This window comes from Hymenobacter lapidiphilus (genome assembly GCF_003417065.2).
Taxonomy (GTDB): domain Bacteria; phylum Bacteroidota; class Bacteroidia; order Cytophagales; family Hymenobacteraceae; genus Hymenobacter.
The window spans coordinates 1-22,331 of sequence record NZ_QVLT01000007.1 but is presented as its reverse complement, the minus strand read 5'-3'; the positions used below and the strand labels follow the sequence as shown (position 1 = coordinate 22,331).

23 protein-coding genes and 2 pseudogenes are annotated in these 22,331 nt (G+C 61.7%); 15 read left to right on the top strand and 10 right to left on the bottom strand.

Annotation, left to right across the window (positions count from 1 at the left end; all coding sequences use genetic code 11):
• The first annotated feature begins 38 nt into the window (after nt 1–38).
• Nucleotides 39–1,799: a urocanate hydratase gene (gene hutU, locus D0N36_RS05760; protein ID WP_199798309.1), complete on the top strand. Its 1,761-nt coding sequence runs from the start codon at nt 39–41 to the stop codon at nt 1,797–1,799.
• Between the two features lie 230 nt (nt 1,800–2,029).
• On the opposite strand, the gene D0N36_RS05755 is transcribed toward hutU, so the two are convergent.
• Nucleotides 2,030–5,233 carry a PAS domain S-box protein gene (locus D0N36_RS05755; protein WP_147320765.1) on the bottom strand — a complete coding sequence of 1,068 codons (3,204 nt, stop codon included), beginning with the start codon at nt 5,231–5,233 and terminating at the stop codon, nt 2,030–2,032.
• Nucleotides 5,234–5,696: 463 nt separating this feature from the next.
• On the opposite strand from D0N36_RS05755, the gene D0N36_RS05750 reads away from it, so the two are divergent.
• Entirely contained in the window at nt 5,697–6,086 is a 390-nt protein-coding gene (locus D0N36_RS05750) for a YkvA family protein (protein WP_199798308.1), read from the top strand.
• Nucleotides 6,087–6,123: 37 nt separating this feature from the next.
• Here the strand turns inward: D0N36_RS05750 and D0N36_RS20085 are convergent, their stop codons facing one another.
• The 3 genes from D0N36_RS20085 to D0N36_RS05740 all read right to left on the bottom strand — a co-directional run bounded on the left by D0N36_RS20085 (nt 6,124) and on the right by D0N36_RS05740 (nt 7,737).
• Complete coding sequence (locus tag D0N36_RS20085) at nt 6,124–6,525, bottom strand: hypothetical protein (protein WP_317191437.1); 402 nt, start codon at nt 6,523–6,525, stop codon at nt 6,124–6,126.
• A complete protein-coding gene (locus D0N36_RS20080) occupies nt 6,486–7,052 on the bottom strand; it encodes an NmrA family NAD(P)-binding protein (protein WP_317191436.1) in 567 nt (188 codons plus the stop codon). Before D0N36_RS20080 ends, D0N36_RS20085 begins: the two co-directional genes overlap by 40 nt.
• Nucleotides 7,053–7,599: 547 nt before the next feature.
• Nucleotides 7,600–7,737, bottom strand: coding sequence for a hypothetical protein (locus tag D0N36_RS05740; protein WP_190242535.1), 138 nt, complete (start codon nt 7,735–7,737; stop codon nt 7,600–7,602).
• A gap of 221 nt (nt 7,738–7,958) precedes the next feature.
• On the opposite strand from D0N36_RS05740, the gene D0N36_RS05735 reads away from it, so the two are divergent.
• The 3 genes from D0N36_RS05735 (at nt 7,959) to D0N36_RS19900 (ending at nt 9,210) form a co-directional block, all read left to right on the top strand.
• On the top strand, nt 7,959–8,150 hold the full coding sequence (locus tag D0N36_RS05735) for a cold-shock protein (RefSeq protein ID WP_019949498.1): 192 nt from the start codon (nt 7,959–7,961) through the stop codon (nt 8,148–8,150).
• 117 nt (nt 8,151–8,267) lie between these two features.
• Nucleotides 8,268–8,813 carry an arginine deiminase-related protein gene (locus D0N36_RS19905; RefSeq protein WP_199798307.1) on the top strand — a complete coding sequence of 182 codons (546 nt, stop codon included), beginning with the start codon at nt 8,268–8,270 and terminating at the stop codon, nt 8,811–8,813.
• A gap of 31 nt (nt 8,814–8,844) precedes the next feature.
• Entirely contained in the window at nt 8,845–9,210 is a 366-nt protein-coding gene (locus D0N36_RS19900; RefSeq protein WP_199798306.1) for an arginine deiminase-related protein, read from the top strand.
• 148 nt (nt 9,211–9,358) lie between these two features.
• On the opposite strand, the pseudogene D0N36_RS05720 reads toward D0N36_RS19900, so the two are convergent.
• A pseudogene (locus tag D0N36_RS05720) lies at nt 9,359–10,881 on the bottom strand (malate:quinone oxidoreductase).
• A 201-nt stretch (nt 10,882–11,082) separates the two neighbouring features.
• Here D0N36_RS05720 and D0N36_RS05715 point away from each other — a divergent pair.
• A complete protein-coding gene (locus D0N36_RS05715; protein ID WP_116940459.1) occupies nt 11,083–11,502 on the top strand; it encodes a BLUF domain-containing protein in 420 nt (139 codons plus the stop codon).
• Nucleotides 11,502–12,311, top strand: coding sequence for a class I SAM-dependent methyltransferase (locus D0N36_RS05710; RefSeq protein WP_116940458.1), 810 nt, complete (start codon nt 11,502–11,504; stop codon nt 12,309–12,311). Before D0N36_RS05715 ends, D0N36_RS05710 begins: the two co-directional genes overlap by 1 nt.
• Before the next feature lie 24 nt (nt 12,312–12,335).
• On the opposite strand, the gene pncA is transcribed toward D0N36_RS05710, so the two are convergent.
• Nucleotides 12,336–12,950, bottom strand: coding sequence for a bifunctional nicotinamidase/pyrazinamidase (gene pncA / locus D0N36_RS05705; RefSeq protein WP_116940457.1), 615 nt, complete (start codon nt 12,948–12,950; stop codon nt 12,336–12,338).
• Nucleotides 12,951–13,135: 185 nt separating this feature from the next.
• On the opposite strand from pncA, the gene D0N36_RS05700 reads away from it, so the two are divergent.
• Nucleotides 13,136–13,345 (top strand): hypothetical protein, encoded by a 210-nt coding sequence (locus D0N36_RS05700; RefSeq protein WP_116940456.1) that lies wholly within the window; start codon nt 13,136–13,138, stop codon nt 13,343–13,345.
• 5 nt (nt 13,346–13,350) lie between these two features.
• The gene (locus D0N36_RS05695) at nt 13,351–14,079 is read left to right on the top strand and encodes a hypothetical protein (RefSeq protein WP_147320764.1); all 729 of its coding nucleotides are present in this window, start codon (nt 13,351–13,353) and stop codon (nt 14,077–14,079) included.
• A 115-nt stretch (nt 14,080–14,194) separates the two neighbouring features.
• On the opposite strand, the gene D0N36_RS05690 is transcribed toward D0N36_RS05695, so the two are convergent.
• Both D0N36_RS05690 and D0N36_RS05685 read right to left on the bottom strand, forming a co-directional pair.
• Nucleotides 14,195–14,731: a 2'-5' RNA ligase family protein gene (locus D0N36_RS05690; RefSeq protein ID WP_116940454.1), complete on the bottom strand. Its 537-nt coding sequence runs from the start codon at nt 14,729–14,731 to the stop codon at nt 14,195–14,197.
• 106 nt (nt 14,732–14,837) lie between these two features.
• On the bottom strand, nt 14,838–16,352 hold the full coding sequence (locus D0N36_RS05685; protein ID WP_116940453.1) for a T9SS type A sorting domain-containing protein: 1,515 nt from the start codon (nt 16,350–16,352) through the stop codon (nt 14,838–14,840).
• A 213-nt stretch (nt 16,353–16,565) separates the two neighbouring features.
• Between D0N36_RS05685 and hutI the strand changes: the two genes are divergently transcribed.
• The 6 genes from hutI (at nt 16,566) to D0N36_RS05655 (ending at nt 21,252) form a co-directional block, all read left to right on the top strand.
• Nucleotides 16,566–17,837: an imidazolonepropionase gene (hutI, locus tag D0N36_RS05680; RefSeq protein ID WP_116940452.1), complete on the top strand. Its 1,272-nt coding sequence runs from the start codon at nt 16,566–16,568 to the stop codon at nt 17,835–17,837.
• 210 nt (nt 17,838–18,047) lie between these two features.
• Entirely contained in the window at nt 18,048–18,857 is an 810-nt protein-coding gene (locus tag D0N36_RS05675; protein ID WP_116940451.1) for a PhzF family phenazine biosynthesis protein, read from the top strand.
• Nucleotides 18,857–19,225: a DoxX-like family protein gene (locus D0N36_RS05670; protein ID WP_116940450.1), complete on the top strand. Its 369-nt coding sequence runs from the start codon at nt 18,857–18,859 to the stop codon at nt 19,223–19,225. The genes D0N36_RS05675 and D0N36_RS05670 overlap by 1 nt, the downstream gene beginning before the upstream one ends.
• 119 nt (nt 19,226–19,344) lie before the next feature.
• A complete protein-coding gene (locus D0N36_RS05665) occupies nt 19,345–20,079 on the top strand; it encodes a DUF2071 domain-containing protein (RefSeq protein ID WP_199798305.1) in 735 nt (244 codons plus the stop codon).
• Nucleotides 20,076–20,876, top strand: coding sequence for a class I SAM-dependent methyltransferase (locus D0N36_RS05660; protein WP_116940560.1), 801 nt, complete (start codon nt 20,076–20,078; stop codon nt 20,874–20,876). The genes D0N36_RS05665 and D0N36_RS05660 overlap by 4 nt, the downstream gene beginning before the upstream one ends.
• On the top strand, nt 20,836–21,252 hold the full coding sequence (locus D0N36_RS05655) for a hypothetical protein (protein ID WP_242478815.1): 417 nt from the start codon (nt 20,836–20,838) through the stop codon (nt 21,250–21,252). The genes D0N36_RS05660 and D0N36_RS05655 overlap by 41 nt, the downstream gene beginning before the upstream one ends.
• A gap of 51 nt (nt 21,253–21,303) precedes the next feature.
• On the opposite strand, the gene D0N36_RS05650 is transcribed toward D0N36_RS05655, so the two are convergent.
• The gene (locus D0N36_RS05650; protein WP_116940448.1) at nt 21,304–21,522 is read right to left on the bottom strand and encodes a KTSC domain-containing protein; all 219 of its coding nucleotides are present in this window, start codon (nt 21,520–21,522) and stop codon (nt 21,304–21,306) included.
• Between the two features lie 608 nt (nt 21,523–22,130).
• Nucleotides 22,131–22,331: pseudogene (locus D0N36_RS19360) on the bottom strand (IS982 family transposase); the annotation flags it as partial.

Genomic DNA, 22,331 nt, shown 5'->3' with positions numbered 1-22,331 from the left:
CTGATGCGGCCTGCCTTTCCACCTGCTGCCCCGTCGCCATGCCTCATTCCGCCCTGCAAACTCCCGAACTCAACCTCGAAGCTACCTCCCAGTCGGCACCCGCCGCAGCCTCCGGCCGGCCCATGTACTACGAGTACCAGCCCAAGGAAACGGTGCGGGCCCAGCACGGCACCACGCTGCGCTGCAAAACCTGGGAAGCCGAGGCCGCCCTGCGCATGCTGGAAAATAACCTCGATCCGGCCGTGAGCCTCGTGTACGGCGAGTTGATTGTGTACGGCGGGGCCGGCCGCGCCGCCCGCAATTGGAAGGAGTACCAGACCATTGTGCGCACGCTCAAAAACCTGGAACCCGACGAAACCATGCTCGTGCAGAGCGGCAAGGCCGTGGGCGTACTGCGCACCTGGGCCCACGCCCCGCGGGTGCTCATCGCCAACTCCAACCTGGTGCCCGCCTGGAGCACTCAGGCGCGTTTCGATGAGTTGGATAAGCTGGGGTTGATGATGTACGGGCAGATGACGGCCGGCTCCTGGATTTATATTGCTACCCAGGGCATTCTGCAGGGCACCTACGAAACCTTCGCCGCCGTAGCCGAGCGCCATTTCGGCGGCACGCTGGCCGGCACCGTAACCGTAACGGCCGGCCTGGGCGGCATGAGCGGGGCCCAGCCGCTGGCCGTAACCATGAACGACGGCGTGTGCCTGGTAATCGAGCCCATTGAGGATCGGGTGAAGCAGAAGGTGCGCGAAGGCTACCTCGACGAGCAGGCCCGCAACCTCGACCACGCCCTGGAGCTGTGCGAGCAGTACCGGCAGGAGGGCAAAGGCTGGAGTATCGGCCTCACCGGCAACGCCGCCACGGTGCTGCCCGAGCTGCTGACCCGCCGCTACCCAGCCGATATCGTTACCGACCAGACCTCGGCCCACGACCTGCTCGACTACATTCCCGAAGGCGACATTGCGGCGGTGCTGCAGCTGCGCAAAGACGACCCCGAAGAGTTTCGGCGGCAGGCGCTGGCTTCCATCATGAAGCACTGTCAGGCTATTATCGACCTGCAGACGGCTGGCGCCATAGCCCTCGACTACGGCAACAACCTGCGCGGGCAGGCCGAAAAGGGCGGCCTGAGAGTACGCGACGAGCAAGGCCAGTTCCTGTATCCCGGCTTCGTGCCCGCCTACATCCGGCCCCTGTTCTGCGAAGGTAAAGGGCCTTTCCGCTGGGCCGCCCTCTCCGGCGACCCCCAGGATATTCTGCGCATCGACCGCGCCCTGCTCGAAACCTTCCCCGACGACAAGCTGCTGGCCCGCTGGATAGCGAAGGCCCAGGCCAAAGTGCCGTTCATCGGGTTGCCGGCCCGCGTGTGCTGGCTGGGCTACGGTGAGCGGGAGAAGTTTGGCCTGGTCATCAACGACCTAGTGGCCCGCGGCGAAGTGTCGGCCCCCATCGTCATCGGCCGCGACCACCTCGACTGCGGCTCGGTGGCCTCGCCCAACCGCGAAACCGAAGGCATGAAGGACGGCTCCGATGCCGTAGCCGACTGGCCCTTGCTCAATGCCCTGGCCAACTGTGCCTCGGGCGCCGATTGGGTGAGCCTGCACAACGGCGGCGGCGTGGGCATCGGCAATTCCACCCACTCGGGCATGGTAATCGTAGCCACCGGCACCCCCGAAAAGGCCGAACGCCTGCGCCGCGTCCTCACCACCGACCCCGGCATGGGCATATTGCGCCACGCCGACGCCGGCTACGAGCTGGCCCAGCAGGTAGCGCAAGAGCGCGGCGTACAGATTCCGGGGGCAGCGTGAATAGTGAAAATTGATAAGCGGCAGGGGGTATTGCGCCGATAGTATGCGTTTTCCCGCCCCGCACTCAGCCCCGCTGACGCTGGCTTCAGCAGGGCCCATGCGCGCCGGCAAAACGGTGAGACCCTTACGCCTTTTGGTCACCGTTTTGGGCTGGGTGGGGCGACGATTGTGCGCTTTGTTAGCGGCGTTGGATAGCTGGCTGTGGTGGCGCCTTTCGCCCAGGCATTCTGCTACTTGGTGGTCTGCGCTTGGGCGAGGCTATGGGAGAGGGCGCGCAGCTTTTGCTCCAGCTCCTGCGCGGCCTGGGCGCAGGCAGTTTCTATTTTTAAAAACAAGGACAGCAAGCCCGTCATCGTCTCCCGGCTGGCCCCACCGCCCTCGGCAATCAGGTTAACTGACAGCTCCTGAATGGATCTGGCAGTTTCCTCATAGGATGGGTCCATGCCCATCGTGGCAAAGGTGGGAATGATGGAATGCGTGGCGTGCTTAAGGGCAGCCCAATCCTTTTCGGCAATGGCCTTTTTCATGGTTTGCACCAGCTGCGGAATTTCCTGCAGGTAAAGGCCAATCATTTCGGCCATGCGGGCGTCGCTTTTAGTTATGCGTTTCAGGTAGTCGAAGTTGACGCAGGTCTGGGGCGGCGCCTCTGGGTGGTCGGCGGCTGGCTCCGCGGCCGTTTGGTGGAGGTCGGGCTGCTTCAGGTACTTGATAATTTTACTGTAAAGCAGCTTTTCGTCAATCGGTTTAGAGATGTAATCATTCATGCCCGCGGCCTTGCATTTCTCCACGTCCACCGTTGTCACGTCGGCCGTGAGGGCAATGATGGGCACGGTTAGGTGCAGCTCATTGCGGATGTATTCGGTGGCCTCGAAACCATTCATGACCGGCATTTGCAGGTCCATGAACACGATGTCGTAGCGGGTGGTCCGCAGCTTTTCGAGGGCTATTTTACCGTTGCCGGCCACTTCCATCTCAAAGCCGAAGCCCTCCAACAGCGTCTTCATTAAGAGCTGATTGAGGGCAATGTCTTCCACCACCAGGATTTTGATGTCCTCGAATCCGGTTTCCAGCTCGATAGTCGGCCCCGACTCGTCATTGGCTTTCTCGGTGGTTTTGCCAAAGCTCAGGATAAAGCTGAAGGTCGAGCCCACGCCCAACTGGCTTTTTACGTTGGTTGTGCCGCCTTGAAGTTCCACTAGGTTTTTGACGATGGCCAGGCCCAGGCCCGTGCCGCCGTACAGGCGGTTGGTCCCGCTAGTGGCCTGCTGAAAGTCGTCGAACACGGTGCCCAGCTTATCTTCTTCAATGCCGATGCCCGTGTCGGTAACGGCAAACTCTAGGATGACTTTTTCCTGGTCCTGCACCAGCATCCGCACGCCCAACGTGATGGCGCCCTTGCTCGTAAACTTGACGGCGTTGCTCACCAGGTTGATAATAATCTGGTGCAGCCGGACCGGGTCGCCCACCAGCACTTCCGGGATTTTGGCGTCGTAGTCCAGCACCAGGGCCAGATTCTGCTCCTGGGCCTTGGTTTCAAACAAGCGCACCATGGCCGCCACCGACGCCGAGAGCTTGAACGGAATCTGCTCAAAAGTCATCTTGCCCGCATCTACTTTGGCCAGGTCCAGAATGTCGTTGATGAGCACAATGAGCGTGTCGCCGCTGAGCTTGATGGCCGTCAGGTACTGCTTCTGCTTGTCGGTCAGCTCGGTCTTGAGCACCACCTTCGTAAACCCGATGATGGCATTCATGGGCGTCCGGATTTCGTGGCTCATGTTGCTGAGAAACTGCTGCTTGGCTTTCACGGCACTCTCGGCTTTGGCCTGGGCTTCTTCGGCCCGCACGGTTGCGCGCTCGGCCGCAAACTTGGCCTCAATCAGCTCGGTGGCAATGCGCTTTTGGTCGGTCACGTCGCGGGCCACAATCACCACGCCCAGCACCATGCCCTCGTCGTTTGTGTACACCGACCCGTTGAAGAGCACATCCGTCAGCTTGCCGTCTTTGTGGCGCAGCGTAAGGGGCGAGTCGGCCACAGTGCCCTTGGCAAACACTTCCTGGTACACCTCGCGCGCCATCTGCGGGTCGGTGAAATAGACGAAGAAATCGGACCCGATCAACTGGTCCCGGTCGCGGCCGGTGATGTTGACCGTGGCTTGGTTCATGTCCGTTATCTTCCCCTCCGGGCTGATGGTAACGAGCGGGTCGCGGCTGGCTTCAATCAGCCCCCGGGCGTAGTTGGCCAGCCGCAGCTCGGCCGCGCGCTTCACCTTCTCATCGTTTTGGAAGGCCAGCTCCTTGTTGGCAATAACCAGTTCGGCGGCCCGCTTCTCCTTCTCGTCGTTCTGGAAGGCCAGCTCGATGTTGGCAACGCTCAACTCCTGGGCCCGCTTTTCCTTCTCGTCGTTCTGGAAGGCCAGCTCCGCATTCGCCACACTCAGCTCCTGGGCCCGCTTCTCTTTCTCATCATTCTGAAACGCCAGCTCCTCGTTGGCGATGCTGAGCTCGGCCGCCCGTTTTTCCTTCTCATCGTTCTGAAACGCCAGCTCTTTGTTGGCAACACCTAGTTCTTGGGCCCGCTTTTCCTTCTCGTCGTTCTGATAAGCCAGTTCGGTATTCGCAATGATGAGTTCCTGGGCCCGCTTTTCCTTCTCATCATTCTGATAGGCCAGTTCTTTATTGGCAATACTAAGCTCGGCCGCGCGCTTTTCCTTTTCGTCATTCTGATAAGCCAGTTCCTCGTTGGCGATGCTGAGCTCGGCCGCCCGTTTTTCCTTCTCGTTGTTCTGGAAGGCCAGCTCTTTGTTGGCAATGCTGAGCTCGGCGGCGCGTTTTTCCTTCTCGTCGTTCTGGAAGGCCAGCTCCGTATTCGCTACACTCAGCTCCTGGGCGCGCTTTTCCTTCTCGTCGTTCTGGTAGGCCAGCTCCTCGTTGGCAATGCTGAGCTCGTCGGCCCGCTTTTCTTTTTCATTGTGCTGAAACGCCAGCTCCTTGTTGGCAATTCCGAGCTCCGTAGCCCAGTTTTTTCCGGCCGCTTCCCGGGCCACCAGCACGGCACCCAGCACAATGCCCTCGTCGTTCTTATGAACCGAGCCGTCAAGCAACACCTCGGTCAGCATGCCGTTGCTGTGGCGGAGCGTGAACGGCCGGTTGCTGAACGCCCCGTTGGCCAGCACCTCCTGGTGGGCCTGCCACACCAGTTCCGGCTCGGTAAAAAAGGTAAAAAAGCTGGCTCCCATCAGGGTGCCACGCTCCACGCCCGTCAGCGTTACTGCGGCCTCGTTGGTGTCGAGGATGTCGCCCGCGGCATTAACGGTGACCAATGCATCCTGGCTGGCTTCGATCAAGCGCCGATACTTTTTTTCGCTTTCCTTCATCGTGGGTGGTGCAGCGGCCGTGAAGGCAAGCGCTTTATTATGGATACTTGCGGCAAGCACTTACCCGTTAAACAGGGCCTGGTTGCTGGGCAATGAGAATCACTTTGTGTTTATTCAATACAAGATAAGGCGTAGGCGCATGTTTAACGCATACTTGGCCATGTAAAATATCACCTTTCTGGCATAAGGAATTTTGTATTTTGAGCCACGCAGCTCCTGGCTCGGTCAGCGGGCGGGCTGGCCCGGGTAAAACGGTTGAGCCCGAAGCTGGCCCCGGCCCGTGCGGGAACTTGAGAAATAGCACCGGCGGCCCGCAAAGCCCGTACGCTGAAACGCAAATAACCGCTGAACAACTGCGCCGAAAATCGGCCCGCCCCAACCGGGACTTCCTGGAGCAGAAGTGCTTCATCGTGCCGCGCGTTCAAATGTTACCTCGGCTACCCTGCCGATTTTGCCGGAGCCATCCTCAGGTGCAGGAAGGCTGTCGGCTTCCCGGTGTGGCGGCTTACCTTGCCGATGATGTTTGTCGACCTTAAGAACCGCGCCCGCGCCCTCAAAATCGAGCTGGTGGCCCTGTACTACGCCGCGCGACCCGCGCACGCCTTGGTACGCCCGCCTGGTAATGCTGGCGACGCTGGCCTACGCCGCCAGCCCCATCGACCTGATTCCCGATTTTATCCCCGTGCTGGGTTACCTCGACGACCTGATTCTGGTGCCGGCCGGCATTGCGCTCAGCATCCGGCTGGTGCCGGCCGAGGTGATGCGTGAGGCCAGGCAGCGGGCGGCCTCTACCCCGATTACCCGGCGCGCAAATTGGCTCATAGGAACGTTGGTGCTGGTAATCTGGCTGATAGCGCTACTGAGTGTGGGCCGGTTCGGGTGGGTGTGGTGGCAAGGGCGGCAACAGCCATAAGCTGGGCTGGCCCGATTCATTCCCAAGTCAACCGCGCCTATCGGTTCGCCGCCAGCATGGCCCGTACCGTCGTCCACTCCAGGCCCGGGTAGCGGTTGTTATCAAGTGGTCCCTGTAGTTTGGCTTCGCCGCTGAGCATGTTGCGTAGGTACTGCATGCCCTGCCAGGGCGGAAACACATCGTTTGAGGCTGGCACCAGGGTTTTGGTGATGCTGATGAGCGTGCTCAGCAGGCCCAGACCGCCGGGCCGCAGCAGCCGGTAGGGCCGGCCAGTGGCGGCGCTGGCGGCCTCGCGCAGCTGCCGGGGGCTGGCTACTTCGCCGGCCACGCGCAGGTAGCGGGGCGTGCCGGGGTCGAGGGCGGCGGCGGCCGTAAAGTCGGCCGTGTCCTGCATGGTTGTCAGGTCGAGGGGCTGGTCGGCGTTGCCCCAATAAAGCACCAGCCGCGGGCCGGCCAGCACCACCGGCGCGTGCCCCGCAGCAAATCCATGAACATGCCATTAAGCACCGACGTGGCCCGGATAGGTGCCTTGTCGAGCCGGCGGGCAAACTCGCGGCGCAAGTCGAAGTTGCGGTTCGAGCCCTCGGGCACCCGGGTGAAATCGGCCGAAAAGTCGGATGGAATGAAGCGCGGCACGCCGGCCGCCACGGCCGCATCGAGCAGCCTGCCCTGGGCTTCCACCATAATATCGCGCAGCCCGTTGAGGGCCGATACCACACAGGCGGCGCCCTGGCAGGCCTGGGTCAGATCGGCACCGCTACCGTAGTCCGCGGCCACCACCTGCACCCCCTGCCGCCGCAACGACTCGGCTTCGGCCCCGCTCAGGCTCGCCGGGCGCACCAGCGCCCGCACCTCGGCCCCGCGCCGGCGCAGATGGTGGGCAATAAGCAGCCCCAGCGCCCCGGTAGCCCCGGCCAGTACAATCAATGGCGAGTCGGCCGGAGCGGAAGTGGTTGGTTCAGTCATGAAACAAGAAGCTAGAGCAGGAGTGGAGCAACGGTACAAGCAGGGCCAGATGCGGCCGTTGCCGCACCGATGCGAACAGCTGCTTTACCCGGACGGCCGCTATAAAGTTGTAGCCTAAGCCGCTGCAGCCCCAAAAACTGCCGCAACAATTGGCCACACCTGATGCATTTGCCGGCGTATGTAAATCCTGCTCAACCTGTTCGCCGGCATGTTCGATGCCCTAGTAGTGTTTGTTATTAACTGCTGTTACGCAGATAGGGCTGATTGTAAGGTGCGGGGCATGTCCCTGCCCGCCGTTGCACCGTTAGGAGCCACATTAGGCACTGTCGATATCGTGCAACGATGGGCAGGGACAAGCCCCGCACCCTACGGCAGTGCTACAATCAACTTAAGATAACGGGGCGTAACATCAGATATTTATAAGCGTCAGCCAGCTGGTCGGCCTGAGCTACGTCGCGCTCAACATCAGGGTGTACTGCGGGTTGGTGCCGCTGGGCTGGTTGGGACTGGTAGTGCTACAGTAGTCCCGCTAGTGGTTCTGGCAGCCCTAGCGCTGGCCTTGCAGCAGCCGCGCTGCGCCGGTCAGGGCTTCTATAGCTACAATATTCGGGTGCTGGCGCGGCTGGGCCGCGCCACGGGTACTGCCGCTCTGGGGTGGGCTGCTGGGTTGTTTTCGGCTCGGCATGCGCTTCATCTGAAACTGCTGAAGGCGGTGTCCCGGTCCTTGGTCGAATCTTTAGAGGCTTATGATGAAAGGCCTGTCGAACCGTTCCAAAAAAAAAGTCTATCTTTAGCACGTTAAAAGGCAAATTGCCAACGAGTCATCAACTCAATTCAGCCTAGCTGAACTGAGCCAAAAAGTCCCGCTGCTGCTTGCTTTATCATCTCCACCTCCTTCCAAGCATCATGCAGACGGGAACCGTAAAATTTTTCAATGAGACCAAAGGGTTTGGTTTCATCAACAACGCCGAAACCGGCGAAGACATCTTCGTACACGTAACCGGCCTCATTGACGAAATCCGCGACAATGACAAGGTAGAATTCGAAGTAGAGCAGGGCCGTAAGGGCCTGAACGCCGTTAAAGTGCGTCGCGCTTAGCCTACCCTACTTTTTGTAGTTGCAAAAAGCACGCTCCAACTAGGGGCGTGCTTTTTTGCGCTCCATAGTGTTGGGATTGGGGTGCATTTGTAGGGGCCTTTTCCGTAGTTTAGCCCCATGAAGCAAGCAGCCTCCACCGTATTTGTTGTCCGGCCTGCCCGGTTCGGCTTCAACGCCGAAACGGCCGAATCCAACAACTTCCAGCAGGTCCCCACCAATCTGAGCGCCGCTGACGCCGAGGCCCGCGCTGTTGCCGAGTTTGGTGCCTTGGTTGAAACCCTGCGCAGCCGGGGCGTGCAGGTGCGCGTGTTCGACGACACGCCCGCCCCCGCCAAGCCCGATGCCGTGTTTCCTAACAACTGGCTCTCATTGCACGCCGACGGCCGCGCCGTGCTCTACCCCATGTGCGCCCCCAACCGCCGCCCCGAGCGCCGCCCCGATATTGTGGCGGCCCTGGGCCAGGAATTCGGGATAGCGGAAGTGCTGGACTTGTCGGGCGCGGAGGCAGAAGGCCGGTTTCTGGAGGGCACGGGCAGCATCATCTTCGACCACGAGCACCGCCGCGCCTACGCCGGCCGCTCGCCCCGTACCGAGCCGGGCCTGCTGGCCGACGCCTGCGCCCAGCTGGGCTACCAGCCGGTGTCCTTCCCGGTCCGTCGATGAACGGGGGCAGGAAATCTACCACACCAATGTGATGCTTAGTATCGGGCCCGGCTTTGCGGTGGCTTGCCTCGAAAGTATTGCTGATGCGGCCGAGCGCCGCGCCGTGGTGGATTCGCTCACCGAAACCGGCCACGAAATCGTGCCCATCTCGCTGGCCCAGGTGGCCTGCTTCGCGGGCAACATGCTGGCCCTGCAGCCCGTCGGCGGCCCCGTGCTGCTGGCCATGTCGCAAAGTGCCCACGACTCGCTCACGACCGAACAGCGGCAGCAGCTCAGCCGCCACGCCGAGCTGCTGCCGCTGCCCATTCCCACCATCGAAACCCTGGGCGGCGGCAGCGTCCGGTGCATGCTGGCCGAGGTGTTTCTTCCCGAAGTCGCCGAAACCGCAGCCAGCTAGGCTGCGCGGGCAGTGGGGAAGAAACCGCGCAGAAGCAACGTCGTGCTGAGCGCAGCCGAAGCATGATTGAGTCTCTCCACCTGCCAACCAAAAGAGCCCGCCAGTTCCGGCGGGCTCTTTCGGTTGATTCGCTGACTGGTTTCAGGCGCTAAACCTCAATACCCAACTGCTGTGGCGTTACCAGCCCCAGAATGGTGCTGGTGCGGGTGCGCGTCTGGTTCACCAGTTCCGGCTCGTCGGCCAGCTGGTGGCCGAAGGTGGGCACCAGCTCACGGAATTTGGCCTGCCACTCGGGCGTCGCCGACTGCCGGGGAAAACACTGCTGCACCAGATTCAGCATGATGCTGACGGCGGTAGAGGCACCGGGCGAGGCCCCGAGCAGCGCGGCAATGGAGCCGTCGGCGGCCGTTACCACTTCGGTACCGAATTCGAGCACGCCGCCTTCTTTCTTATCCTTTTTGATAACCTGCACGCGCTGGCCGGCAATGGCCAACTCCCAATCCTGCGCCTGGGCCTCGGGCAGGTACTCGCGCAGGGCGCCAACCGGTCGTCGGGCGACTGAGCAACCTGCTGAATCAGGTATTTGGTGAGCGAGAGGTTCTTGAGGCCGGCCATAATCATGGGCTTCACGTTGCCGAACTGGATGGATGCCGGCAAGTCGAAGTAGGAGCCCGTTTTCAGGAACTTGGTGCTGAAGCCGGCGTAGGGACCGAACAATAGCTGCTTTTCGCCGTCAATCACGCGCGTATCGAGGTGGGGTACCGACATGGGCGGCGAGCCGACGGAAGCCTTGCCATACACTTTGGCGTCGTGGCGGGCGATAACGGCCGGGTTGATGCACCGCAGCCACTGCCCGCTTACCGGGAAGCCCCCGTAGCCGTCGGCCTCCGGAATATCGGATTTTTCGAGCAGCGGCAGCGAGCCGCCTCCGGCCCCAATGAACACGAACCGGGCCTGGGTTTCGACTTCCTGGCCGTTCTCAAGGTTCTTGGTTTTCACCCGCCAGCTGCCGTCGGCGTTGTGGTGCAGCTTGTCCACCTCGTGGTGGAAGTGCATGGTTACGCCCGGTTTTTCCTGCAGCAGGTAAAACATGCCGCGGGTTAGGGAGCCGAAGTTGACGTCGGTGCCCAGGTCCATGCGGGTGGCGGCCACGGTCTGCTCAGCGTCGCGGCCTTCCATCACCAGCGGCATCCAAGTCTCAATTTCGGCCCGGTCTTCGGTGAACTGCATGCCTTTAAACAGGGCCGAGTCGGTGAGAGCGGCGTGGCGCTTGCGCAGGAATTCCACATTCTCGCGGCCCATCACGAAGCTCATGTGCGGGATATAATTGATAAACCGCTCGATTTCCTTGATATTGTATTTCTCCGTCAGAAAGGCCCAGAACTGCTTGCTCTGCTCGAACTGCTCGGCAATTTTGAGGGCTTTGCTGATATCGATGGAGCCATCGGGGCGCTCGGGCGTGTAGTTCAGCTCGCAGAAAGCCGAGTGGCCGGTACCGGCGTTGTTCCAGGCATCGGAGCTTTCGGCGGCGGCCACATCGAGGCGCTCAAAAACAGTGATGGTCAGTGTCGGGTCGAGCTCCTTGAGCATCAGGCCCAGCGTGGCGCTCATAATGCCGGCACCAATCAGCACTACATCGGTGGCGGGTAGGGAAGTGGTAGTAGAATTCATTGGGGAAGAGGCTAAGGATGATAGGTACGAACCCGGACCCCAAAAAGATAAACGAATGGGGTTCAGGGCCACATTTCCTCGAATCTTGGCACTCCATCTTTAAAAACGTATATTTAGTTATTGTCCTGGCAGGGTTGGTTCTGGTAGGTGCCACCGTCGCGCCGGATGTGCGTTGTATGTGTAAGTTAAAGCCCCGCAACTATGTACCATCTTGTATACTCGAGCCAGGTAATGGGTACATTAAGCGAAAGCCTGCTGCGCGAAATGCTGATAAAGTTCAGGCAGTACAACCACCAGGCGGGCATCACGGGCATTCTGTTGTACTGCAACGGCCAAGTGCTACAGGTGCTGGAGGGCGAGCGGAAAGCAGTGGAACAGCTCTATGGCCGCATTGAGCACGACCCGCGCCACAGTACCGTAGTAAAGCTGGCCGACGGCCCGGTGAGCTGGCGCGAGTTTCCCGAATGGTCGATGGCCTTTGCGGTGGCCTCGCCTTCCGCCTTTGCCTCGCTGGCCGGCTACTGCGACCCCGAAAACCCCTGGCAGCCCCGCAACGAAGCCGGTCGGCTGATTCGGGAGTTGATCCGGGAATTCATCCAGCAAACCCGCCTTACCGTTTGATGAGTACGCCACCCAATATTCCACCTGATTACCTGGAGCAGAACCGTCGCCTCTGGAATGCTAAAACGGCCTTCCACCTCGCGTCAGATTTCTATGATGTAGCCGGTTTTGCGGCGGGCCAATCGTCGCTCAACCCGCCCGAGCTGCAGTTGCTCGGCAACGTTACCGGACAGCGTATTTTGCACCTGCAGTGCCATTTTGGCCTCGATACCCTCTCGCTGGCCCGGATGGGCGCCCACGTGATGGGCGTTGATCTGGCCGACGAAGCCATTGCTGCCGCCCGCGCCCTTAACGCGCAACTGGGCCTGGCCGCCGAATTCGTGCAGGCCGATGTGCTGGCGCTGCCCGCCGGCCTCGACGGGCAGTTCGACGTGGTGTTTGCCTCTTACGGAGTGCTGGGCTGGCTGCCCGACCTGGCGTTGTGGGCGGCCGGCGTGGCCCGCTGCCTGCGCCCCGGCGGCCGGCTGGTGCTGGTCGAGTTTCATCCGGCCATTTGGATGTTCGACAACGATTTTACCCACATCGAGCACTCCTATTTCAACCGCCAGACTATCATCGAGCAGGAAACCGGCACCTACGCCGACCGCGCTGCCCCGCTGCACGAAACGTCTGTATCGTGGAACCATAGCCTGGGGGAGGTATTGGGGGCGCTATTGGGCCAGGGGCTGGCCATCCGCCACTTCGAGGAATACGATTACTCGTGCTACGACTGCCTGAACGGACTGGAACCGGCCCCCGGCGGCTACCAGCTCGCCCAGATGCCCGGCAAGCTCCCGCTGATGTACTCAGTAGTAGCCCAAAAGCCATAGGGTTTGGAGCTTGGGAGTTGGAGCCTAGTCAAAAAGAACGTCAGCCGTTGCAACGAACTGTGCGCCGCGGTGCATCAAATCGGTGCGGGCCTGCTCGTAGCCTTCGACGCTGATGGCGCGGGTGGCATCTTCCACGAAGAACACGGCAAAGCCTTCCTGTAGCGCATCGAGGGCTGAAAAGTAGACGCAGAATTCGGCCGCTAAGCCGGCCAGGTACACTGCGGTTACGCCGCGGCCACGCAGGTAGTCGGCCAGGCCGGTGCTTTTGCGGTGGCCGTTGTCGAAAAAGCCGCTGTACGAGTCGATGGCGGGGTTGGTGCCTTTGCGGAAGATGGCCTCGATGCGGTGCTGGTCGAGGCCGGCCACAAATTCGGCACCGGGTGTACCCTGCACGCAGTGGTCGGGCCAGAGGGTTTGGGGCAGCCCGTGCAGTTCTCCCTGCTCGAAGGGCTGGCGGCCGGGGTGGGAGCTGGCGAAGCTGCCGTGGCCGGCCGGATGCCAATCCTGGGTGGCTACCACCAGCCCGAAGTGAGGCTGCAGCTGGTTGGCCAGCGCCACAACAGCGTCGCCGCCGGTTACGGCCAGCGCCCCACCGGGCACAAAATCGTTCTGAATATCAATCAGCAGAAGAGCTTTCATCGGGCAAAAACTGAAAAGTGGGTGGCTCCGGCGGCGGGCCGCTTTCGGGTAGAAAGTCTCGGCCGGCTGGCGGGGCAAACTTACCCCAATCGGCCCACTCGGCGGGCGGCCCGCCCGATTCGTGCGTACTTTGCCACGAATTGAGGGGCGGGCCCGACCCGCAATCCGAAAGCGCACGATAGATAATGACGAAGTTTTTTCTGGTGGGCCTGGGCCTGCTGCTGGGCGGCTGGCCCCAGGGGGCCGCGGCCCAAACCCTGACTCCCGTTTCGGCCTCCGAGCCAGCCGCCCGGCAGGTGGTGGCCGGTACGCGGGTGTGGCTGGTGCCGCCTGCCGGCTTCGGGCCGGCCGCGGGCCTCACGGGGCTGCGCCGGGGTCGGCCGCGCTGCAGGTAATGGAAATGCCCGGCAGTAACTATTACCGGCAGGCGGCCGGCTTCAACCCGGCGCGCTTTACGGCGCGCGGCGGTACCATCATTAGCTTCAGCGCCCTGCAGATAGATGGATACCCGGCGCAGCTGGCGCGGGTGCAACTCAGCCCCACCCAGGAAACCAGCCAGCTGCTGTTCGGCGACTCGACGTTTGTCGTGCTACTCGACGCCCGCTATCCGGCGGCCGACACGGCTGCTGGCGGGGCGTTGCGGCGTAGCCTGCGCTCGGCCACCTACCGCCCCGCCGCCGCCGATGCGCCGGTTACGCTGGGCAACACCGTGTTCGTACTCGACGAGCAGAAGTCGCCCTTCGCGCTGGCGCTGGCCCGGCAGGGCACCTACACCTACACGCTGGGCGGGCAGCGCAAGCCCGATTACGGCACCGAGCCAGTGCTCACCGTCAGTACCTATCCCTACAATCCGTCCATCACGGCTGCCGATATCGGCGCCCAGCTCCTGACCCGCCCCGACGGCCCCAAGGCCTACAAGCCGCGCAAGATGACCTCGGGCAAGGTAAACGACCTGGTAACTTATGAAACTGAGGGGTTTGCGCAGCTACAGGGCCAGCGGGTGCTGGTGTACCAGCAGGTAACGGTAATCGGCAACACCGCCGTGGCCCTGCAGGGGGTTGCCCGGCAGGATTTCGACCAGGCCCTGGAACAGTTTAAAAGCCTCACCCACACGATTAAGGCGCGGTAGAGAAAGGTAGGAGCGTTGGTAAAAGACTGTCGTGCTTCGGCAAGCGGACGCCAGATGAAGCATGACCGCTCTTGGTGGTATCACTGATGACGGTCTACAATCCCGGGCCACCCTTTTATGGCTTTCTCTCAAATGGAAACTGCGCCAGGGCTTCCCAAGGGCCGCCGCGGTAGGCCCAGAGGGCCAGGCCGGTGCCGGCAATGTTGTAGGGTTCGAAGTCGGTCGAAAGCTGTTCGTACAGGGTGCGGGCCACGGCGGGCGCTACCTTATTCTGCACGGTGATGTGCGGCCGCAGGGGCTGCAGATCCTGGGGGCGAAGCGTGGCGGCCCAATGGGTCTGTAGCTCCCGGTGCAGCTGGCGCAGCTGGTCGTTTTCGAGGGAATACGCCACGCCCTGACCCAGGAACCGCACTCCTGAAACGCGTAGCGACAGGGGCGGGGTAGCCACCGTTATGACCTGCAAATGCTGGGCAATGGTGGCGTATTCGATTCCCGGCAGATGGTGGAAAAGCGTAACGTGAGCCCGCAGGTAATTGCGCGCTGGAGGAAAATGCGCTGTGCGCAGCCGATCGAAATGCTGCTGGGCCTCCTCGTTGAGGAGCAGCGTCAGAATCAGGGGCGCATCGATGGCGGTGGGTGGCAAATCAGGCATACGAAAGCAAATACCCCGATACGCAGCCGGGGCGCATCGGGGCAGCGAAGCAGGTACACACTGGCAATTTAAACGCCGCAGCTAGGTGGCCGGGAAAGGCGCGGGGCTACTTTTCCAGCACTACGCGCGTGGTGCTGGTCGCGCCGGCCTGCTGCACGCGCAACAGGTAAATGCCAGCAGGCAAATCGGCCATTGGCACTTCAACAGAAGCCAGTCCGGCCGGAGCCGTGAGCCGTCGGACTACCGCGCCCCGGGCCGAAACAAGTTCCAGCGTGGCACTTTGGCCAGGCAGTGGCAACAGCACCTGCGCCGTGTTGCGCAAGGGGTTGGGGTATACGGCGGTGGCGGCCGCACTGCGGACCATCCGGATGCCGGAGTAGCTGACGGTGCCGTCGCGGTCGTGCATGGCCAGCCGGTAGTAAGCCACACCCGGCAATGGGCCGGCATCGGTGGCCGCGTATTTCTGGCCGGTGGCCTGGTTGCCGGCCGCCACCCGTGCCACGGTGTTCCAGGCGGTAGCCGTGGCACTGCGCTCCACCTCGAAGTGGCTGGCCCGCTCCTCGAAGGCCGTGGCCCAACTCAGGCGCACGGCTGGGCCGGCCGTCGCCGCATCGAAGCGGGTGAGTGTAACGGGCAGGGGCAGGGCATCCGGGAAGCTCACAGCGTCGCCGCGGTTGCAGCCCAGCGCCGAGCCGAAAGTCTGTCCGGTCCAGTCGCCCGTCAGGCGGTTTATCTTGAAGATGGTGCCGTCGTTGGCATTCACGGCATACACGCCCCCAAATCGGTCGGTGAACATCGAACCAATATCCTGAGTGGCTGGGATGGGCATTGTCGGCGTGGTGGTGAAGGCTTTGGGGCTGGTACGGATGCCGCTGATGGTAATAAATTTATCGTCCTGGCCCGCATAGCTCACCAGATTATCCGAGCCGGGGTCGAATACCCAATCCTGAATTCCCCCTTCCGGAGCGGGGCCGTTGAAGCCGCCACTGATATAGGTTTGGGTTTCGAGAGCAAATTGCGCAATCAGCGCCGTGGTGGCCGGGTCGCTCACATCGAGCAGCCGCCAAGTAGGCGCGGCAGTAGCGAAGGGGTTGAGCTGCACCTGCCCCACGTAAAAGCGGAAATTGGTAATAGTCCCGGTGAAGACGTTATAATTGAAGGAAACGCCACCCACGAAATAACTCGATGTATTATCCCCGTCGCCGATAAAATTAAGGGTCTGGCGGTACCCTATAGTCCCAAATCCACCGCCCCCTGGTGAGGCAGGGGGTGGCGTTACCTGCCCCAGCTTCTCGGCCTGGGCCGTGGCCAGATTCACGCGGTATAAATTAGGGGGCGTGTTGAAGTTGGCGAGGGTGATGGGCTGCTCCACATTTAGGGCGTAGAGGTTGGCGGGGTCCTGAGCATCATTGCCCAGCGCATTAAGCACCAGCGGGGTAGTACCCTCCCGCACTATGCCAATCAGCGTCAGCGACCCATCGACGTTGATGATTTCGAGCGTGGAGGGATTATTGGCGCTGCCCGGGCACTCCGAACGCACGGCGTAGCTGTTCGACGGAAACTGGGCCCGCGCCTGCATAACCAGGCTAAGCGCCAGCAGTAAGAGTAAGGGCTTTTTCATTTTAGGAAAGGAAAGAAGAGTGGAGGGCGGTGAGATACCTAATATAGTAAAATAACTAGTTAGATTTCAATGTTTTGAGACCCACATACGGCTCAATCTCACTTTGGGATACATTATTTCTCTTGGGAAATATCTGTTAGTGGTTACCCTTAGCCTGACTAAGCCGCTGCACTTGTCCCCATCTTTACCTAACCAATTCTCCCTGTTGCTGCCATGCCGTATACCTTGCTCATCCGCCACTGCGGCCAGCTACTAACGCTGGCCGGCCCACCCACCACCCGCCCACTGGCCGGCCCCGATCAATCCGGCTGGCATATTATCGCCGACGGCTACGTAGCCTGCGAGGGGAGCCGGATTGTAGCCGTGGGCCCGATGGCGGAGTTCGACGAAAGCCAGCTGACGCCGGCCACCCGCCTTATGGATGCGCACGGCCGGGTGGTGATGCCCGGGCTGGTGGAGTGCCACACACACTTGGTATTTGGCGGTCAGCGGGCGGCCGAGTTCGAGCGTAAGTTGCGGGGCGAATCGTACCTCGATATTCTGGCCGGCGGCGGGGGTATCCTGAGCACCGTACGCGCCACCCGCGCCGCCTCCGAAGCCGAGCTGCTGGCCGCGGCCCTGCGCCATCTGGCCGATTTCCGCCGCTACGGCGTTACCACGCTCGAAGCCAAAAGTGGCTACGGCCTCGATGCCGAAACCGAGCTGCGGCTGGTGCGCGTGGCCCGCGAGGCCGGCCGCCGCCAGCCCGTGCGGGTGGTCCCGACCTTCCTGGGGGCCCACGTGCCCGGCCCCGAATACGCCGGCCGCGCCGCCGACTACCTGGCCATGCTGGTGGCCGAGGTGCTGCCCCTCCTCGACCCAGCCGAGGTGCCCTTCGTGGATATTTTCTGCGAGCAGGGCGCGTTTAGCGTAGCCGACTCCCGCGAATTCCTGACCGCGGCCCGCGACCTGGGTTTCGGGCTGAAAATCCATGCCGAGCAACTTCACGAGCTGGGCGGCAGCGAAATGGCCGCCGAACTTGGGGCCGTTAGCCTCGACCATGCCGACTACCTTTCGGCGGCGGTGGCGGCCCGCATTGCCGCTACCACGCAGGGGCGCACCGTGGCCGTGCTGCTGCCGCTGGTGCCGCTTTTTCTGCGCCAGGAGCGGTATGCGCCGGGCCGCACGTTTATTGATGCCGGCCTGCCGGTGGCGCTCAGCACTGACTTCAACCCCGGCTCCTGCCCCAGCAAAAACCTGTGGTTGGCCCTGAGCATGGGCTGCCTGAAAATGGGCCTGACGCCCGCCGAAGCCGTGGCCGCCGTGACGCGCAACGCGGCCTGGGCCATCGGGCAGCAGCAGGAGTGCGGCAGCCTCGCGCCCGGCCTTCGCGCCGATGTGCTGGTGCTGAACGTGGCCTCACTGCCCGAAATCCCCTACTGGCTGGGCGACAACCCGGTGCATCAGGTAATAATCGGGGGCGAACTGGTGGAGGAAAATCCGTGAGAAAGAGGGGGCTGCACCTGGTCGGGCAATGGGTAGCTGGCTCGGACGCAGCAGCCTGAGAGGCACAATACAACTGCAACCTGAGTCAGCTGCCGCGCTGCTACAAGGGGCTGCCGGCGGCGAAGTAGTGCGCAATAGCAGCCGAAACCGTAGTTTAGCCGGGCCGCCGGGCTACGGTGGCGTATTGTTTCATGCTGCCCCTCCTCTGCTATGCTACTGCCCCTTTATCAGGTCGATGCCTTCTCCGACCGCCCTTTTGCCGGCAATCCGGCCGCCGTGTGCCCCCTTACCGAGTGGCTGCCCGAGGCCACCATGTTGGCCATTGCCGCCGAAAATAACCTGGCCGAAACGGCTTTCTTCGTGCCCAAATCCGAAACGGAGCACGAGTACGAAATCCGCTGGTTTACGCCGGCCGTGGAGGTGGAGCTGTGCGGGCACGCCACGCTGGCCTCGGCCCACGTACTCTACCGCCACCTCAACTTCCAGCCGGCCGAAATCGTGTTTCACTCGAAAAGCGGCCCGTTGCGCGTATGTAAGGCCGAGAACGGAATGCTGACGCTTGACTTCCCGGCCCGGCCGCCGCAGCCGCTGCCCCGGCACCCCGATGGCTTGGTCGATGGCCTGGGCGCCACCCCGCTGGCCCTGCTGGCCGGCCCCGATTTGGTGTGCGTGTTCGCCTCCGAGGCCGAAGTGCGGGCCCTGCGCCCCAACCAGGCCCGGCTGGCCGAGGTGGAGTTCCGCGGCGTTATTGCCACCGCCCCCGGCTCGGGCGAAATCGACTTTGTATCGCGCTTTTTCGGCCCCCGGGTGGGCGTGCCCGAAGACCCGGTAACCGGCTCGGCCCACACCACGCTGGTGCCCTACTGGGCCGAGCGGCTGGGCAAAACCACCCTCCGCGCCCGCCAGGTATCGGCCCGCGGCGGCGACCTATGGTGCGAGCTGCGTGGCGAGCGGGTGCTGATGAGCGGCCACGCCGTCACCTACCTCAAGGGCGAAATCGAACTGGGGGACATAGGCTAATGGTAAAGTTGCTGCGCTATAGTATTGCTGCTGTTTGGCTGATAAATGGGCTGCTGGCCAAGTTGCTGCACTTGGTGCCTCGCCACGAGGCTATTGTAGGGCGCATTCTGGGGCCGGCCTACGCTGGCCCGCTCACCCGGTTCATTGGCCTGGCCGAAATCGGGCTGGGACTGTGGGTGCTGAGCGGCCGCAACCCACGGCCCACGGCTGCGCTGCAAATTGCGCTGGTGCTGACGATGAACGCGCTGGAGCTGTGGCTGGCTCCCGACCTGCTGCTTTGGGGCCCGCTGAACTTCGCATTTGCCCTGCTGTTCGCGGTGGTAGTGTATTGGTGGGGAAGGTTGGAGGTTAGCACAACGTCATGCTGAGCGAAGCCGAAGCATCTCTACCGCAATACTAATCCTGTCGGCAGCAACTAAGCGGCAAAGATGCTTCGGCTTCGCTCGGCATGCCATTCTGCTCACCTCTCACCATCTTTCTTCCTCTTATGCTCGCGCATCACCCATTCGCCGTGGCCGCCCAGCTTAGCCGCACCACCGTGCTGACGTACGCCGTGCCAGTGGCCGGCTTGCGGGCGCTGGTGCCGGCGTGTCTGAGTCTCGATACGCTGGACGATACGTGGGCCTTTGTGGCCGTGGCGCTGGTACAAACGCGGCAGCTGCGCCCCGAGGGGATGCCGGCGTTTCTGGGGCAGGACTTTTTTCTGATTGGCTACCGCGTATTTGTGCGCTATACCACCGCGGCCGGCAAGCGCCTGCGGGGGCTATATATTCTGCGCTCCGAAACCGATAAGCGCCGGATGCAATGGCTGGGTAACCTGTTCACTGGCTACCATTACCGCACCATCGATATCTGCCATAAAGCCACCACTGATAGCCTGCACTTTGCCTCCAAAAAGGCTGACTTGCGCATTCAGGTTGAAATGTCAGCCAACGGGGAAGCGGAGCTGCCGGCCAGTTCGCCGTTTGCCAGTTGGGCGCAGGCGCGGCGATTCGCCGGGCCGCTGCCCTTCACGTTTTCGGTTGATGAAGCCCGCCAACAGGTAGTTATCGTGGAGGGCGTGCGCGAGGAGTGGCACCCGCAGCCGGTGCGGGTTGCGGAAGCGCAGGTAGGGTTTCTGCACGAGTTGGGCCTGCCGGATGCCCGCCTGGCCAGCGCCTTCACCATGACCGACATTCCATACCACTGGAAAAAAGGGCGCACTGAGCTTTGGCCGGCATGAGCGCGGCTGCAAACCAGCGCGGCCCGCTGACCGGAGTGGCCAACATCGTGCGCTTCAACTGGCCCTTCTATGCGCTGGCGGCCTCAGCTGTGCTATTGTTGGGAGTTGCTGCCGTGTGGGCGCCCCTAGGCTGGGGCGGATATGCCGGGCTGGCATTGCTGGCCGTGCTGATTCCCGCCTTTGTTTCGTTGCTGGCTTCGTGGTATGTGTACGACCGCTCGGACCTCTACCGGTTCGATTGGCTGCCAGCCGCTGCGCCACCCCGCCGCATTCTTAACATTCACGCCGGCTTCGACGAAACCAGTGCCCTGCTGCAACAGCAGTTTCCGGCCGCCGAACTGCTGGTATTCGATTTCTACGACCCGCAACTGCACACCGAAGCTTCCATCCGGCGGGCGCGGGCGGCGGTGGCCCCCTACCCGGGCACCGTGCAGGTTCGGCCCGCCGTGCTGCCGCTGCCTGCTGCCAGCATCGACCAGGTATTCGTGCTGCTAGCTGCGCACGAAATCCGCCAGCCCAGTCAGCGAATAGCCTTTCTGCACGAAATGGGGCGGGTGCTGGCTCCCGGCGGCCGGGCCGTTGTGGTGGAGCACCTGCGCGACCCCGCCAACTTTCTAGCTTACACCGTGGGGTTCCTGCACTTCTACTCGCGCGCCACCTGGCTCCGCGCCTTTGCGGCGGCTGGGCTGCAACTGGAGCGCGAGCTGAAAATTACCCCGTTCGTGTCGGCCTTTATCGTGCATAATATTACCGCAGATGATGCTTTTCAAGATGATGCCGCTGGAAACGCATCTTAAGCTGATTGGTGGCCTGTTGACGGTGCTGGCGCTGCTGCACGCCGGCTTCCCGCGCTATTTCAACTGGGCAGTAGAATTCCGCACAGTCAGCCTCATCAACCGCCAGATGATGTACATCCACACGCTGTTTCTGGCCCTGGCGCTGCTTCTGGTGGGACTGTTGTGCTTAGCCTACGCGCCCGAACTGACGAGCACGCGACTGGGTCAGGCCCTATGCAGGGGCCTAGGCGCTTTTTGGCTACTGCGGCTGGTGGTGCAATTCGTTGGCTACTCGCCCGCCCTGTGGCGCGGCAAGCGCTTCGAAACCGGGATGCACGTTGCTTTTTCGTTGCTGTGGGCCTACCTGACCGCGGTTTTTTTGGCGGCTGGGTGGTAGAGGAACGAAGGACGTTGTGCAACCGCTTCCACGCAAAAGCAGCTGTGCCCGCTACCCCCGCAGCTGCTCGCGCCCGAAGCCGCCACGCTCCACTACCTGCTCGATGAACAGCGCCTTGCCCGGCACCCGCAGCAGCGCCTGGTGCAGCTCCTCGGGTACGCCGGTGTATCGCACCAGCCCGCCGTGGCGGTACTCAATTTCCAGCGTCTGGGTGGCGGGGTCGTAGCCCACGGCTTTCAGGGAAGTGGAACGGATTGGGCGGCGGAGCATGGGCAAGGAAGTGTTTTCACAGTGGACCAAGTACGAACCAAGTTGACAAACTACCTCTTTATATCTATGATATATGCGCAATTATAGAAACTCAGGAGGTTTCGGCCTACTTCTACTGTTAATAGGTTGCCAAGCAGATAATACGTTGCCTCAAGAAGAGCAGCACTTAGTTTATGATTATCAGATTAATGTAGAGGAAACTGCCATGTCGATGCCGCAGAAGATATTCAGCGTTCAGACCGGGAAGTCTATCAGGGGATTTTACAGAGGCGCAGCACAGGCTTATCTCGTCGTTTACTCGAGAATATATCCGACAGAAGCAAAAAAGGACGGTATATCACATGGCGCACGTTATGTGCCTCAAGATACGCTGGTCATAGTTTTGGCTCGCCCTCAAACGGATACCATTTACGCCTTGGCCCAACGGATATTCACGCTTCCACAACAGGCGGCGCTACGTGACAGCCTGCATCCGCCGGTCTATGCCCAACTACACGACATAGATCCGTATCTCGTCGTTAGACTTCGCCCTAATGCCTATCACGGTCCTACTTATGAATGTACGGGCTACAGAGAAGAAAATGGTGCTAGCAAACCCAAGTTGCGAACTACAAACCGACTTGGTGTAGTGCGTGGGCAAAGATGAAAAGCACTATTTTTAAGGCGAAGCCGGCCGCTGTTACGGCATGAATCTGCTTGGGAAAGCGCGCTGTCAGGCAGCTGAAGGTGGTTTCAATACCTTTGCGAAAATACTGAATCAGAAAGTTTTGGGCCGGGTGGTGGGGCCGCTTGCTGTTTTTGCGCCGCGC

Excerpts from the sequence above, each read along its gene's own strand:
- D0N36_RS19905 (WP_199798307.1), top strand. The coding sequence starts at position 8,268 with ATGAAGCAAGCAGCCTCCACCGTATTTGTTGTCCGGCCTGCCCGGTTC.
- D0N36_RS05695 (WP_147320764.1), top strand. The coding sequence starts at position 13,351 with ATGCCCGGCAGTAACTATTACCGGCAGGCGGCCGGCTTCAACCCGGCG.
- D0N36_RS05650 (WP_116940448.1), bottom strand. The coding sequence starts at position 21,522 with ATGCTCCGCCGCCCAATCCGTTCCACTTCCCTGAAAGCCGTGGGCTAC.
- hutU (WP_199798309.1), top strand. The coding sequence starts at position 39 with ATGCCTCATTCCGCCCTGCAAACTCCCGAACTCAACCTCGAAGCTACC.
- pncA (WP_116940457.1), bottom strand. The coding sequence starts at position 12,950 with ATGAAAGCTCTTCTGCTGATTGATATTCAGAACGATTTTGTGCCCGGT.
- D0N36_RS05665 (WP_199798305.1), top strand. The coding sequence starts at position 19,345 with ATGCTCGCGCATCACCCATTCGCCGTGGCCGCCCAGCTTAGCCGCACC.
- D0N36_RS19900 (WP_199798306.1), top strand. The coding sequence starts at position 8,845 with ATGCTTAGTATCGGGCCCGGCTTTGCGGTGGCTTGCCTCGAAAGTATT.
- D0N36_RS05675 (WP_116940451.1), top strand. The coding sequence starts at position 18,048 with ATGCTACTGCCCCTTTATCAGGTCGATGCCTTCTCCGACCGCCCTTTT.
- D0N36_RS20080 (WP_317191436.1), bottom strand. The coding sequence starts at position 7,052 with ATGACTGAACCAACCACTTCCGCTCCGGCCGACTCGCCATTGATTGTA.
- D0N36_RS05670 (WP_116940450.1), top strand. The coding sequence starts at position 18,857 with ATGGTAAAGTTGCTGCGCTATAGTATTGCTGCTGTTTGGCTGATAAAT.
- D0N36_RS05715 (WP_116940459.1), top strand. The coding sequence starts at position 11,083 with ATGTACCATCTTGTATACTCGAGCCAGGTAATGGGTACATTAAGCGAA.
- D0N36_RS05710 (WP_116940458.1), top strand. The coding sequence starts at position 11,502 with ATGAGTACGCCACCCAATATTCCACCTGATTACCTGGAGCAGAACCGT.
- D0N36_RS05660 (WP_116940560.1), top strand. The coding sequence starts at position 20,076 with ATGAGCGCGGCTGCAAACCAGCGCGGCCCGCTGACCGGAGTGGCCAAC.
- hutI (WP_116940452.1), top strand. The coding sequence starts at position 16,566 with ATGCCGTATACCTTGCTCATCCGCCACTGCGGCCAGCTACTAACGCTG.
- D0N36_RS05690 (WP_116940454.1), bottom strand. The coding sequence starts at position 14,731 with ATGCCTGATTTGCCACCCACCGCCATCGATGCGCCCCTGATTCTGACG.
- D0N36_RS05735 (WP_019949498.1), top strand. The coding sequence starts at position 7,959 with ATGCAGACGGGAACCGTAAAATTTTTCAATGAGACCAAAGGGTTTGGT.
- D0N36_RS05655 (WP_242478815.1), top strand. The coding sequence starts at position 20,836 with ATGATGCTTTTCAAGATGATGCCGCTGGAAACGCATCTTAAGCTGATT.
- D0N36_RS05700 (WP_116940456.1), top strand. The coding sequence starts at position 13,136 with ATGACGAAGTTTTTTCTGGTGGGCCTGGGCCTGCTGCTGGGCGGCTGG.
- D0N36_RS05740 (WP_190242535.1), bottom strand. The coding sequence starts at position 7,737 with ATGCCGAGCCGAAAACAACCCAGCAGCCCACCCCAGAGCGGCAGTACC.
- D0N36_RS05685 (WP_116940453.1), bottom strand. The coding sequence starts at position 16,352 with ATGAAAAAGCCCTTACTCTTACTGCTGGCGCTTAGCCTGGTTATGCAG.